This window comes from Tenacibaculum aquaeponti (assembly GCF_052084715.1).
In the GTDB taxonomy this organism is placed as follows: domain Bacteria; phylum Bacteroidota; class Bacteroidia; order Flavobacteriales; family Flavobacteriaceae; genus Polaribacter.
In genome coordinates this window covers 2,176,530-2,190,460 of record NZ_CP197288.1, presented here as the reverse complement: position 1 = coordinate 2,190,460, position 13,931 = coordinate 2,176,530, and the positions used below count along the sequence as shown (strand labels likewise).

Sequence of the window (13,931 nt, the reverse complement as noted above, 5' to 3'; positions counted from 1 at the left end):
CAAACTGTCATTATTTCAAATAGTCATTACAAACATCTTCAATTACTTTTTCAATAGGTTCAAATCTGAAATCTAAATTATTCATAATCTTTTTAGAACTGTAGTATTCCTTGTTATGAGCCGAACGAGCAGAGTTTTTTGTTAAAAAAGGTTGTTTTCTTGTGAGTAAAGTAAGTAACCAGTCTATTCTCCAAGCAATAGAAGTTACAAATGGGTTAATTCTAATACTAGGTTTTTTAACCTTAAAATTGGTAGCGATGCTTTGAAAAATTTCTTTAAAAGATTTATTTTCTGAAACTAAAATAAAACGTTCGTTTATTATCTCTGAATTAGCTAGTTTTATTAAGGCTTTAGCAACATCTTTTACACCAACAAAGCCAGTAACGCCTTCAGTGTAAAATTTTAATCCTTTATGTACTTGGCTAAACATTTTACCAGATCCTTCTGTATAAAAACCGCTTCCTAAAATAACACCAGGATTTACAATTACAACATCCATGTCTTCTTGGCTTCCTCTCCAAACTTCCATTTCTGCCCCATATTTTGTAATAGCGTATCCGTGTTTATCTTTTGTATCAATCCATTCGTTTTCTTCATCAACAGTTCCATTATTAATAGCATCTCCAACAGCAGCTATAGAGCTAACAAAGCAAAATTTATATATGTTATTATCTATTGAAAAGTTAACCAAGTTAGCAGTTCCTTCAATGTTTACTTTTCTCATTTGCTGATAATCTTTTGGATCAAAAGAAACTAACGCAGCACAATGATAAACATAGGTGTAAGATTTTGAGAATACTTTTTCTAGAGAAGGGATATCTGTAATATCTGCCTCAATCCAATGAATTTTTTTAAATAATTCATTATGGTTTTCAGTGTAATAAGAAAATACTTTTTTAGTAGTAGCTATCTTTTCTTCTGATCTATAAATAGCAGTGATATTATCATTTTCTGTTGAAAGAAAATATAATAAATGAGATCCTACCAAACCTGTTCCTCCAGTAACTAAAATCATAATTCAAAAATATGGATAAAAAAAAAGGTTGCCTAAAAGCAACCTTTAAATTTTATAATGATTTGTTGTTATGATTGAACAGGAATATTATTTATTTGAATTTTAACATCAAATTCTATTTGTCCATTCGATCCATTGCCTTCTACAATTCTAGTAATTTTAATAAGTCCTTTATTCTCGTAAGAATCTTGGAACTCAATGATATCACCAACGCTTAATTCAGTAACAGATTGTGTTGTTGGTTTTACAATACTATTTAATTCAGATTCTAAAGAGATTGCATCAAAATCAGCTGTTGTTAAAACAGTAGATTTTGCAAAGAAACATTCTTTTTTATCTGCATCAGCAATAGCTGTTAAATTAAAAACATCAGTTGGATAATTTTTTACAGAAGCAAAAGAAGCTTTTCTTGTAGTTCCATAAAAATAACCAAAATCCCAAGAACTACCTGTTGTAGAAGCCTCACTAATTTTATGAATACTATTGTTGTAAAAAGTCATAAATGTAGATGAAGTTTCATCACCTAATGGAGCTGCTAATAATCTAGCAGAATATGTAGTTACTGCCGCTGGTGGATCAACTGGCTCTGGGTCAATAACTTCTTCACTACCACAGCTTGTCAAAATAAATAAATTCGTAATTAAAGCTAAAAATAACGGGAATTTAAGTATGTTTTTCATTTCTCTAAATTTTATTTAAGTTATCAAATTTAATTTTTAGACAATAAAAAATAGAAGAAGTCACATAAAAGAAACATTAATTTTTTCTTAAGGTTTAAAAACATAAATTAATACAATGGTTTCTAAAGATTCTTATGAAATTAAAATTTTGTAAATGGTATATTTGTCTTTTCAAAGTAATTTACACCAATGACTGAAAATTTAGTAAAAGAACTAGAGTGGCGTGGAATGATCCACGATATTATGCCAGGAACAGAAGAACAACTTCAAAAGGAGATGACTAGTGCCTATATTGGGTTCGATCCTACTTCAGATTCACTTCATATAGGAAGTTTAGTACCTATTATATTATTAGTACATTTAGAAAAAGCAGGACATAAGCCTATTGCTTTAGTTGGTGGGGCTACAGGAATGATTGGTGATCCTTCTGGTAAATCTGATGAAAGAAATTTACTAAATGAAGAAACGTTAGCAAAGAATGTTGCAGGTATTAAAGCAACTTTAGCACGTTTTTTAGATTTTAATAGTGAAAAAGAAAATGCTCCAGTTTTAGTGAATAATTACGATTGGATGAAAGATTTTTCTTTTATTGAATTTGCTAGAGACGTAGGTAAGAGAATTACTGTAAACTATATGATGGCTAAAGATTCTGTAAAAAAGAGAATTTCTGGTGAAGCTGGTAGTGGAATGTCATTTACTGAATTTACTTATCAATTAATTCAAGGATATGATTTTTACCATTTACATAAAACATATAAATGTGCTTTACAAATGGGAGGTTCAGATCAATGGGGGAACATTACTACAGGAACTGAGCTAGTAAGAAGAATGAATCCAGGAGAAGATGCAAAAGCATTTGCGATGACTTGTCCATTAATTACAAAAGCAGATGGTTCTAAATTCGGTAAAACTGAAGGTGGAAATGTTTGGTTAGATGCAAGTAAAACTTCAGTATACAAGTTTTACCAATTTTGGTTAAATACTACAGATGTAGATGCTGAAAAGTATATTAAAATTTTTACGTTTTTAGATAAAGAAACGATTGATAATTTAATAGAAGAACATAAAGAAGCTCCACACCAAAGAGCTTTACAAAAGAAATTAGCAGAAGAGGTTACTACTTTTGTACACTCTAAAGAAGAATTAGATAAAGCAATTGCTGCTTCTAATATTTTATTTGGGAAATCTACAGATGAAGATTTAAAAGGTTTAGATGAACAAACGTTTTTAGATATTTTTGAAGGTGTACCTCAAGCGATTATCGAGAAAGCTGAAATTGAAGCTGGATTAGATATGATTGGTGCATTAGCAGCAAAAACACAATTCCTAAAATCGAATGGAGATGCTAGAAGAGCTTTAAAAGAAAACTCGATAGCGGTAAATAAAGTAAAAGTAAAAGAAGATTACAAGATTACATCGAATGATTTAGTCGCAAACAAATATGTAATTCTTCAGAGAGGTAAAAGAAATTATTTCTTATTAAAAATAGAATAATTAAGAAGCTATCTTAATATCAAAACTTAAAGGGCATCGCTTACAGTTGATGCCTTTTTTCTTATACTTATTACAACACTTGCTTTTAGGTTTTAAACAGTTACTAGCACAAGCTGTACTACAAGCACTAATTTGAGGTAGTGTCTTAACTATTTCTTTTTTAGGTGTGTAAAAAACAATCATACTTTCTGTAAATTCGATGCAAATATAATTATTTATTTAGAATAAATTAAAATAAAATTTTATTTGTAACGAAATGAGGAAATTAATCTACTTATTACAGAAATCAAAAGCTATTTAAAAGACAACTATGAAAAGATTAATTTTAGAAAGTAAGTTTACAACTCATCAAAAACTTCATGTACTTCTTTCTTTAGGAGGACCAGTATTGATAATTATTTATAAGATCACAACATTAGAGTCATATTTTAAAACTAATGCACTTTTAATGTTTTTTATTTTAGTTTTTATAAGCATTATATGTTCTGTATTTCTAAAAAAGGGTATAGTGAAGGAAAACAGTAACTTATATCAAGCAACTTTCTTGTTCGATAAATTATTACAGAAAACGAAAGTCGACTTAAATCAGAAATCTAAAGTTTCTATTTTAAAATTCAAACGAAGCCAAAAAATGGCTTGGTTTTCAGTAGCAAATCCAGACGCTTCTTTAACTTATTTAAGATCAGATGTAACGTTGTTGAATGAAAAACATACTACTAAAGATGTTTTGGTTTCGTTAGATGATGAAGAAAAAGCAAATCAAGTAGTTGCTTTTCTTGAAGAATATTTTCAATTCGAATATGAAGTTTATAGCCCAGATTTCTCTTAAACTTCCCACTAAACAAACACGATGCTAAAAAGAATTATAATTATTATATCGTCATTAATAGGAATCATTATTCTCTTAGGAGGAATAAGTTTATATTATTTTTTGCAACAACAGAAAAAGTTAAGTGAAGGAGAATTATATTTTGGAGAAAAAAAATCTATTACAATTCCGTTTTATTATTCAACATCCGGGCATATACTTATTGATGTAAAGTTTGATAACAGTAAAAAAGCATATCCTTTTATATTAGATAGTGGAGCTTCTAACTTTATTTTTAAACATCATTCAAATGAGTTTGAGTTAGAATCAAACGGAAAAATGATAGGTAGAGGAGCAACAGGCAATTTTTTTCTAGCGAGCGTTAAAAAAGTAGATGCAATTGAAATTGGTCAAATGCGTATTGAAAATTTGAATTTTAAAGAACTCGACTTTAATTTTAATTGTACTGATGAAATTTACGGTCTAATTGGTAATGGAACCATGAAAAACGTAGATTGGCAAATAGATTTTGAAAATCTGCAAATAACAATAACACAATCTTTAAATAATTTAAAATTCAATGAAAACAAAATAGAAATTCCATTACATGTGAATAAATATAGTTTTCATATCAGAACATCAATTCAGTTATCAAAAGAAAAGAAATCGAAATCAGTAATTGTAGATTTAGGAAACAACGGTGTGCTTTCTTTAGTAGAAAAATCAGTGTTAAAGGATTCTTTAAAATTACAAACCAGAAAATATCTCGGACGAAGTTCAGAAGGTTTAGGAGGAGAATCTAAATCTAGTGATACAGAAAAACTAGTACTTTTAGATTCTTTATATTTCAAAAAAACGCCATTCAATATTCAAAAAATTCCTGCTCTTATGTCTCCAACTTCAGCTAATTTATTAGGATTAGGTTTTTTCAAAAAGTACAAGACAACACTAAGCTGGAAATCAAAGAAAATGATTTTAGAACCTTATGATAGTGTTCCGAATTTTATATGGAAATCTACTGGTTTAGGAACAAAATTCGATGAAGAAAGTAATAAACTGATCGTAAAAAGTATTCTAGAGAATTCTTCAGCTGATAAAATGAAAATTCCTTTAAATGCAGAGGTTTTATCATACAACGAAGAATCAATGAATTCTGAAAAAGCACTTTGTGAATATAGAAATAAAAAAAACACATCAGATTCTTTAAAAGTCAAGATAAAACATAATAATTCTGTTAAAGAAATAATGATAGTAAAAGAGTCTGTTTTTCAGTAAAAATAGTGAAATTTAATTGCTGTTGTTTTAAAACTGATTTACCTTTGCAAGCCGATAAATAAGCTTTTTTTTGAAGTTAAAATTAACAACATATTTCTTTGTACTATTGTATTTAATTGCAATGTTGCGACCAATAGCTCCTTTTGTAGAGTACGCAATTAACTACGATTACATCGCTAAAGTTTTATGTATTAACAAAGACAAACCAGAACTTAGTTGTAAAGGTAAATGTCAATTAATGAAAAAGCTTAAGCAACAACAAGAAGATGATTTCAATTCTTTACGAATAGCTATGGAAGAATATCCAATAGGTTTTGTTTCTGTATTAGAAGTAAAGAAAAGAGATGTTTACCAGAAAAAACAAGAAGCTAACTTCGGTTATCATAAAAACTATAAGTTTTTATTTCATCCTTCAGTTTTTCATCCACCCACTGCATAATTTATTTTTTAAGAAGTTCGATAACGAACTTACATCTTTTTAAGATTGATATTACTATCAATCAAGAAACTTATACTCAATAAACAAACATTAATATGAATTATTATTCTTTCCGATATCGTGAAAGCTTAAAATTCATGCAGATTTCTGAACATATTCAATTTTAAAATTCAGAAGTCAAAAATTATAATCGATGAAAAACAAATTAATGATTGTTGCTATTTCGTTAATAGCAATGGTAAATACATATGCACAAGAAAAAGAAAATTTATGGACAGCAGGAAGACCTGATGGTCATGCGCCAATCTCTGTTATGGGAGATCATTATCACGGAAAAGGAGATGTAATGTTTTCTTACAGATATATGAGAATGAGCATGGAAGGTTTATTAGATGGAACTTCAGATATTTCAAATGCAGCTGCTCATGATCGTGGTTATATGGTAACACCTCTTAATATGCCAATGGATATGCATATGATCGGAGTAATGTACGGTGTAACTGATAAAATCACAGTGATGGCTATGGCAATGTACATGCAAAATGAAATGGATTTACAAATGCGTATGCCAACAGGAATGACAAATCAATTTTCTACGGCTTCTTCTGGTTTTGGAGATATTAAAATAGGAGCATTATATAAATTCATCAATAAAGATCGTCAATCGTTACATGCAAACGTTGGTTTATCAATTCCTACAGGAACTTTAGAAGCAAAAGATGTTACACCAATGTCTGCTCCAAACGAAATTCAATTGCCTTATCCAATGCAAATCGGTAGTGGAACTTTTGATGTAGATTTAGGATTAACATATTTAGGTCAAACCAATAACTTCTCTTGGGGAACACAGTTAAAAGGATTGTATCGTTTTGGAAGAAACGATTTCGATTATTCTTTAGGAAACCGTTATAATTTAAACTCTTGGTTTGCATATAAAACGACAGAGTGGTTAAGCTTTTCTGTTAGAGGAGAAGTAGTTGCAGAAGAACGAATTAATGGAGCAAATCCAAATTTAAATCCAATGATGGTAACTACTGCAGATACTGCAAATTCTGGAGGAAAATATATTAATGGAGGAATTGGATTTAACATTTATATTCCTGAAGGAAGATTTAAAAATTTACGATTCGGATTCGAATATGCGCAGCCATTATTCCAAAAGCCAAACGGAATTCAATTAGAGAGAAGAGAGACATTAAGTTTCGGACTTCAATACGCATTATAAGCCACAAAAACTTAACGAAATAATATTAAAATGAATACTAAAGTAATAATCCTAGTTTTAGGATTAATATTAGCTTGCGCAAATATTTCAGCACAAAAAGTATATAAAGGAAAAGTAGTAGACGCAAATCAAAATCCAATTTTTGGAGCTTCAGTAATCTCAGTAAAAAACTCAAAAAGAGGTGTAGCTACAGATTTTGAAGGTGGATTTATGATTAAACTTAGTGATAATCGAGTGAAAATTTCGATGGTTGGTTTTGTTACTAAAACTGTAAAATTATCATCAGAATTTAACACAATTATTTTACAAGAAAATCTTCAAAATCTAGATGAAATTATCGTTTCGGCAAGTAGAGAAATTCAGCAAAGAAAAGAAGTTCCTGCTTCTATTGGAGTATTAACAAGTAAGCAAATTGAAGAAACAAAAGCTTTCGGAATTGAACAATTAGTAAATCAAGTTCCTGGAGTTTTTATGAGTTCTTCAAAAGCAGCGAGTAACGAGCAACATTTTATGGCAGTTCGTTCTCCTATTTCAACAAGATCTTTATTCTTATATGTTGAAGACGGATTACCAATTCGTCCTGTAGCTGTGTTTAATCACAATGCATTATTGGAAATGAACAATACCACTTTCGAAAAAGTAGAAGTTTTAAAAGGTCCAGCTTCTAGTATTTACGGAAGTGAAGCTATCGGTGGAAGTTTTAATTTTATTACAAAATCACCTAGAAAAGATTTTGGAGGTTCTGTAAGTATCCAAGGAAACGATCTTGGAATTAAGAGATACGAGGCAGAAGCTTCTGCAACAGCAAATGAGAAATACGGATTTTATGTTGGTGGACATTATATTCAAAGAAATAATGGTCCTGTTGGGCATTCAGATTATGAGAAATTTGCCATCACATTTAAGAACGAAAATAATTTCTCTGAAACTTTACGTTGGATAAATTCGGTAAGTTTTATCGATTACAGGTCAGACATGACTGGTTCTATTTCTGAACAAAACTTTTTAGCTGGGAATTACGAAAGTGATCAAACATTTACTGAACGTGAAGCACAAGCATTACGTTTTAGATCTACTTTAGAGAAAGTTTGGAACGATCGTAATAAAACTTCTGTAAACTTTATTTACAGAAACAACATCATGAATCAACTTCCATCGTATCGAGTTCGCCAAGATAGAAACATGGGACAATTAACAGGAACAGGTTCAGGTGAAATTAATTCAAATCAATTTAGAAGTTATGTAGGTTTAGTTCAACATAAATTAGATTTCAATTTTAAAGATGCTTCTTTGGTAGTAGGAGCTACAGCAGATTTTTCACCGCAAGATTATGTAGCAGAAACTGTAAATGTAGTTGTAGATACACAAACAGGAAAGAATATTGATTTTACAATAAATTCTGGAGATTACATTTTAAATTATAATGCTGATATTTTTAATTATGCAGGATATGCACAGTTCGAAATTTCACCAGTTGAAGCTTTAAAAGTTACAGCAGCTGTTCGTTTCGATGAGTTTAGTTACGATTATAATAATTTAATTGAAAGTCAAGCAGGAGTTGTAGATACTAAAGTAAATTATAGCAGTGTAGCACCAAAATTTGGGTTAAACTACAACGTGAATAAAAACTTAGGTTTTTATAGCAATTACTCAAAAGGATTTACACCACCACAAACATCAACATTATTCAGAAATAGTAAAAATAGCAGTACAGGCGCTACAATTTTCGATTTAAAACCAGCGAAGTTCAATAACTACGAAGTTGGTGGTTATTTTACAATCCCATCGAAATTAAAAGTAGATGTAGCTGTATACAGATTAGATGGAACAGATCGATTAATTTCTCTAAGAGATGTATCAGGTAATTTTGTTCAGTTAAATGCAGGTAAAACAAGATCGCAAGGTGTAGAATTTGGCTTTAAATACCAACTTTTAGAAAATCTTTCTATGAATTATAGCGGAAGTTATGCAACCCATAAATACATTTCGTTTTTCGATAATGATGTAGATTATTCAAATACAGATATGCAAACGGCACCAAATTACTTATCGATGTCTAATATTACTTATAAGCCGTTAAATAATTTAACATTAACATTAGAACATGAGCAAGTTGGAAGTTATAATACAAGCTTTGAGAATCAGGTAGTTGTTGGGGTTGATACTGTAGGAAATGATATTTTAGGAACATCAACTTACGATGGACATCATGTGTTTAACTTCAGAGGAAGTTTTAAGTTTTATGATTTTGAATTCTGGGGACAAGCACTAAATATTTTTGATGAATTATATGCTGTGCGAGCTAGCTATAATATCTGGAGAAGAGAAAATAGCTATAGTATCGGCAACCCTAGAGCTTTTCATTTTGGAGTGAAGTATAACTTTTAAAAATGAAAAATAGAAAATTAAATCAATGGTTATGGAAATGGCACTTCATTGCAGGTGTCATTTCCTTGCCGTTTGTAATTGTTTTATCAATTACCGGTGGAATCTACCTGTTCAAATCAGATGTAGAAAACGAAGTTATTCAAGGAATACAAAAATTAATTCCAGAAGAAAAAAGTGAACGATTAAGTTATGATCAACAATGGGAGATCGCTCAGAAAAACTCTAAAAGAAAATTAAATTCAGTAGTTCTTGATGATGGTGATTTAAGTACCGAATTTATAGCCGGAAGATTTGGAGGAAAACAATCCGTATATATTAATCCATATTCAGGAGAACTTTCGGGTACTTTTCAAGCGAAAGATACTTGGATGTATTCCGTAAGAAAGTTACATGGTGAACTTCTTGGAGGAAAAGTAGGAACGAAAGTAGTTGAGCTTATTGCAAGTTGGATGGTTGTTTTAATTTTATCAGGTTTATACATTTGGTTTCCTTTTGTAAGAGGAATTAAAGGTGTTTTCACAGTGCGATTAAAAGAAGGAAAGAGAATTCTTTTTAGAGATTTACATGCAGTTACTGGTTTCTGGATTTCTATTTTATTATTGATTGTTTTAGCTGGAGGTTTTCCTTGGACAGATGTTTTTGGAGGGAATTTTAAGAAAGTTCAACAATGGACAAATACTGGATATCCAAAAACGTGGAGTGGTCGTGGATTAACATCAAAAATAAGAGAAAAAAGATTGTCTTTAGATGAGATGATCAGCATTGCAAATGCACAAAATTTACCGGGTGAAATTACAATAGGTTTGCCAAAATCAACCAAAAGTACATTCTCAGTTACAAATAAAACGTTTCCGCTTGCTGAACAAAAAATGATGCACTTCGATCAATATTCTGGTGAACTAGTTAAGTCTCATAGTTGGAGTGATGTTGGAGTGTTAATGAAAGCTAGAATGTGGTTAATGGCTTTTCATCAAGGAGAGTTTGGAGGATGGAATTGGTATTTAATGTTTGCTATAGCTGTGCTACTAACTTTAATGAGTACTGCGGCAATTTTCTCTTATGTATTTAGAAAACAAAAAGGAAAATTGATTATGCCTAAATCACCAAAGAGTTTTAAACAAAGTTATGGTTTAGTTATTATGATACTACTTTTAGGAGTAATTTTTCCTTTATTTGGAATAAGTTTTTTAATTATCTGGTTTTTAGGAGTTTTAAAAAGTGGTTTGATTTCTGTAAAATCATGATTTTCACAAAATTTTAATAAAGTTGGGTGTAAGGTTTTATAAATTATAGGACGAACCCTTAAATTATAATTTAAAACAATCAATCATGAAAAAATCTATTTTATCAATTGTTGTGTTTGCTTTAGCTTTAGTGTTTTCTAATGAAGTTTTCGCACAAAAATTTCCAAAGTTAGATAAGAGTCCGATGGATGCTGCTACTTATCCTGATAGTTATAAGGTGGCTAATAAATTAGTAAAAGTAATTTACAGTCGTCCACAGTTAAAAGGTAGATCTTTAGCGAAATTAGCTCCTATAGGTAAAGTGTGGAGAACAGGAGCTAATGAAGCTGCTGAAATTACATTTTATAAAGATGTAACTTTTGGTGGTAAGTCAGTTAAAGCAGGAACATATTCTCTTTTTACAATACCAGGAGAAAAAGAATGGACATTTATTTTAAGTACAGCGAAAAATGTTTGGGGAGCTTATTTCTATAAGCAAAACGAAGATGTTGTTAGAGTTACAGGAAAAGTCTCTAAATCTAATTCTTCTGTAGAAGCTTTTTCTATTGTTTTCGATGGAAAAGATGGTGATGCAAATATGCACTTAGGATGGGGGACTACTATTGTGTCTGTACCTGTCAAAGGATAAAATATTATTAAAAGAATCACTTTTAAAAAGCCTTTTAAATTTTTAAAAGGCTTTTTTTGGCATAGTAGTTGTAAAATATCGATTCAGTATAAAAACATTAACTATTATTTATTATGAAAAAAATTTTTACAATTGCTTTGTTTACTGTTAGTTTATTATGTGTTGATGCTCAGTCTATAAATTTTGGTGTTAAAGGAGGTGTTAATTTCTCAACACTTAGAGGAGATAATTTAGATGTAGACAGTAAAACCGGTTTCCACATTGGAGGGATTGCAGAATTAAAGATAGTAGATAAATTTTCGGTTCAACCAGAATTACTATTTACTCAATTAGGAACAAGTGGATCTCAACGTGATTTTAAAACAAGTTATATTTCTTTACCTGTAATGGCTAAGTATTATGTGTTTCAGGGGTTAGCTATAGAAGCAGGTCCTCAAGTTTCTTTTTTAATTGATGATGAATTAAAGAGAAGTGATGGTACTATAGTAGATACAAATGTTGAAGATTTTGATTTTGGATTAAATTTCGGAGTTGGTTATAATTTTAATAACGGTATCTTTTTTCAAACAAGATATACATTAGGAATTACAACTGTTCAAGAGAATCCTGATGTTAAAAATGGAGCATTTCAATTATCTTTAGGGTATCAATTCTAAAATCATTAGAATGATTATAAGCTCTAATTCTTGTTAGCTTAAAAAAAAACATCATCTAAAAAATATCGTTTTTAGATGATGTTTTTTTTCTTTAAAGTTTATTCTTACTTAAATGTAAAATGAATGTTGCATTAAATCCAAAATGAAAATTTCCATCATGAAAATTAAAATTATTAGTAGTTTGAGGAATAAATGCATCTTTAGCAAAATTCCTTGTGTTGGTCATATGAAATTGTAATAATAAATGACTTAACTCCCAATTTACTCCAATCATAAAAGGACTATAAGTATCTACAGATTTTACTGGGTTAAATACGGTATAATATTCAGAAACAATAGAAACATGCTGACCAACTTTATACCTAGCCCCCATACCTAAAGCAAATTGATTTTTAGATTGATCTTGAATAAAGTTTTTATTACGAGTAATGAAAGTTGGGCTTATTTGTGCTGAAAATTTAGGGTTAAACTTTCTAGCAATAATTAATTGGCTAGTAAAACCAAACATTCTTTCATTAGTTTCTGTATTATTGTTTCCATAAAAAGGGTTCATTATACCATCAGATTTCATTTGTCTTGATGATATTTCTTGGTAAAAAACCATACTAAATGGACTTTTTTTAGAGTTTTTTTGCTGTCTTAAAAAACGATATTTTATAAATCCATCAGTAATTTTATCATAAGTGCCATAACCAGCACCAAGAGTTAATTTGTCTGTTATCGCGTAATCTAATCCTAAACGAATGTTAACTTCATCTGCTAAAAACCCTTGAGTTTCTCCTTGTTTTCTATTCCAAAATCGATTAAACATAGAAATTTCAAGAGCTCCTTGTTTTCGTGTTTCTATAGAGTGTGATAAACCGATTCGGGTAGTTTTAAAAGTTGCGATTTCATAAACAGGTACATTAGGATATTCTTTATCTAACTTATCCAAAAGTCCTTGAGCATAACTAGTGTAACCCAAAAGTAATGCTGTAACAAATGTGAATGATGATTTAATTATTCTCATAAGGTAAATATTGGAAGTTAAATTTTACAAGTACGATTTTAGCAATGTTATTTGATAAAATAGGTGGTATCTTTATATTGAAATCTTTTACAGGTAAGTTAAACTCACCAGTAAGGTTATAACTATCGGTTGTTTTTTGAATTGTTGTTTTTATTTCAATTTCTTTGGTAATTCCATGAATGGTAACCTTTCCTTTAATTAATTGTGTTTTCGGGGCGGCATTCTCAAGGCCTTCTAAAAGAGTACCTTCAAAGGTTGCTTTCGGAAAAATATCAGATTCAATATAACTTTCATTAAAATGCTCGTGCATTAAATCTTTTTTAAAAACAAATGCTCGCATTAGCATGGTCGCTGCTATTTCTTTTTTATCAAAGTCAAGAATACTTAAAACCTGATTGTTTTTAGCTTCAATATTTTCTACAGAAGCATATGAAAAAAAGGTAACCTGACCTTGCCGAGCAATAAATTGTTGTCCTAAAATATCTCCTACCTTAAAAAAGGAAAGAATTACTAAAAGTCGTAGTTTATTCATGGTTTTTGTTTGTGTCTAAAAAGCAATTTAAAAGAATAACATCTTTTAAATATCCTTTACAAATTCCTTTTATGTACAATTGTTGATTTATTTTTATAGTGTTTGTGTCGATTGTTTCTTTATCATCTAAATCACAAATAATACTCGAAGTGTTATTACTGTTCAGAATAATTGTTCGTCTATTATTTAAATGAGAAATGTTTTTTACGGTGCCATAAATTGTAATAATTTTATTGGTATACTTTTTATCGGATTGTTTTTCGTTTTGCTCAAATTCAGTTAAAAGCTTAGTAGCTGAGATTGTAAATTCCGATTCAGTATTTTTAACACTTTTGCTAAATAATATAACTTGATAGGTAAAATAACCTAAGACTACAAAAAAAATACTTTTAAAAAAGAAGCTATATTTTTTAGCCATGGAGCTATATTTAATTTCTATCAAAGTAAACTAATAATTTTAATTAATTTAGAATAATTTTGGGTGAAAAGGAAAATAGAACCATGAAAAGGGAAAAATGATTATTGATCATTTTATATA

Annotated in this window: 14 protein-coding genes; 9 read left to right on the top strand and 5 right to left on the bottom strand. The window is 29.7% G+C overall.

Features of this window, described 5'->3' with window-relative positions; genetic code table 11:
- Positions 1-10 precede the first annotated feature (10 nt).
- Together ACSIGC_RS09835 and ACSIGC_RS09830 are read right to left on the bottom strand one after the other, a co-directional pair.
- Complete coding sequence (locus ACSIGC_RS09835) at positions 11-1,015, bottom strand: NAD-dependent epimerase/dehydratase family protein (RefSeq protein ID WP_442264653.1); 1,005 nt, start codon at positions 1,013-1,015, stop codon at positions 11-13.
- Between the two features lie 68 nt (positions 1,016-1,083).
- Positions 1,084-1,695 (bottom strand): hypothetical protein, encoded by a 612-nt coding sequence (locus tag ACSIGC_RS09830; protein ID WP_442264652.1) that lies wholly within the window; start codon positions 1,693-1,695, stop codon positions 1,084-1,086.
- Positions 1,696-1,884: 189 nt separating this feature from the next.
- Here ACSIGC_RS09830 and tyrS point away from each other — a divergent pair, with 189 nt between their 5' ends.
- The 9 genes from tyrS to ACSIGC_RS09785 all read left to right on the top strand — a co-directional run bounded on the left by tyrS (position 1,885) and on the right by ACSIGC_RS09785 (position 11,852).
- Entirely contained in the window at positions 1,885-3,189 is a 1,305-nt protein-coding gene (gene tyrS, locus ACSIGC_RS09825) for a tyrosine--tRNA ligase (RefSeq protein ID WP_442264651.1), read from the top strand.
- A gap of 310 nt (positions 3,190-3,499) precedes the next feature.
- On the top strand, positions 3,500-4,018 hold the full coding sequence (locus tag ACSIGC_RS09820) for a hypothetical protein (protein ID WP_442264650.1): 519 nt from the start codon (positions 3,500-3,502) through the stop codon (positions 4,016-4,018).
- 21 nt (positions 4,019-4,039) lie between these two features.
- Positions 4,040-5,272, top strand: a complete 1,233-nt coding sequence (locus ACSIGC_RS09815; RefSeq protein ID WP_442264649.1) for an aspartyl protease family protein — start codon at positions 4,040-4,042, stop codon at positions 5,270-5,272.
- A gap of 70 nt (positions 5,273-5,342) precedes the next feature.
- The gene (locus ACSIGC_RS09810) at positions 5,343-5,711 is read left to right on the top strand and encodes a hypothetical protein (RefSeq protein ID WP_442264648.1); all 369 of its coding nucleotides are present in this window, start codon (positions 5,343-5,345) and stop codon (positions 5,709-5,711) included.
- 193 nt (positions 5,712-5,904) lie between these two features.
- Entirely contained in the window at positions 5,905-6,936 is a 1,032-nt protein-coding gene (locus ACSIGC_RS09805) for a transporter (protein WP_442264647.1), read from the top strand.
- 30 nt (positions 6,937-6,966) lie between these two features.
- Complete coding sequence (locus tag ACSIGC_RS09800) at positions 6,967-9,324, top strand: TonB-dependent receptor (RefSeq protein ID WP_442264646.1); 2,358 nt, start codon at positions 6,967-6,969, stop codon at positions 9,322-9,324.
- Between the two features lie 2 nt (positions 9,325-9,326).
- Complete coding sequence (locus ACSIGC_RS09795; protein WP_442264645.1) at positions 9,327-10,568, top strand: PepSY-associated TM helix domain-containing protein; 1,242 nt, start codon at positions 9,327-9,329, stop codon at positions 10,566-10,568.
- 85 nt (positions 10,569-10,653) lie between these two features.
- Complete coding sequence (locus ACSIGC_RS09790; RefSeq protein WP_442264644.1) at positions 10,654-11,196, top strand: DUF2911 domain-containing protein; 543 nt, start codon at positions 10,654-10,656, stop codon at positions 11,194-11,196.
- 113 nt (positions 11,197-11,309) lie between these two features.
- A complete protein-coding gene (locus tag ACSIGC_RS09785; RefSeq protein ID WP_442264643.1) occupies positions 11,310-11,852 on the top strand; it encodes a porin family protein in 543 nt (180 codons plus the stop codon).
- Positions 11,853-11,943: 91 nt separating this feature from the next.
- Here the strand turns inward: ACSIGC_RS09785 and ACSIGC_RS09780 are convergent, their stop codons facing one another.
- From ACSIGC_RS09780 to ACSIGC_RS09770, 3 genes are read right to left on the bottom strand one after another with little or no spacing between them, the layout of a single operon-like run.
- The gene (locus ACSIGC_RS09780) at positions 11,944-12,861 is read right to left on the bottom strand and encodes a DUF5777 family beta-barrel protein (protein ID WP_442264642.1); all 918 of its coding nucleotides are present in this window, start codon (positions 12,859-12,861) and stop codon (positions 11,944-11,946) included.
- On the bottom strand, positions 12,848-13,393 hold the full coding sequence (locus tag ACSIGC_RS09775) for a YceI family protein (RefSeq protein ID WP_442264641.1): 546 nt from the start codon (positions 13,391-13,393) through the stop codon (positions 12,848-12,850). The genes ACSIGC_RS09780 and ACSIGC_RS09775 overlap by 14 nt, the downstream gene beginning before the upstream one ends.
- On the bottom strand, positions 13,386-13,811 hold the full coding sequence (locus ACSIGC_RS09770; protein ID WP_442264640.1) for an OB-fold protein: 426 nt from the start codon (positions 13,809-13,811) through the stop codon (positions 13,386-13,388). The genes ACSIGC_RS09775 and ACSIGC_RS09770 overlap by 8 nt, the downstream gene beginning before the upstream one ends.
- Between the last annotated feature and the right edge of the window lie 120 nt (positions 13,812-13,931).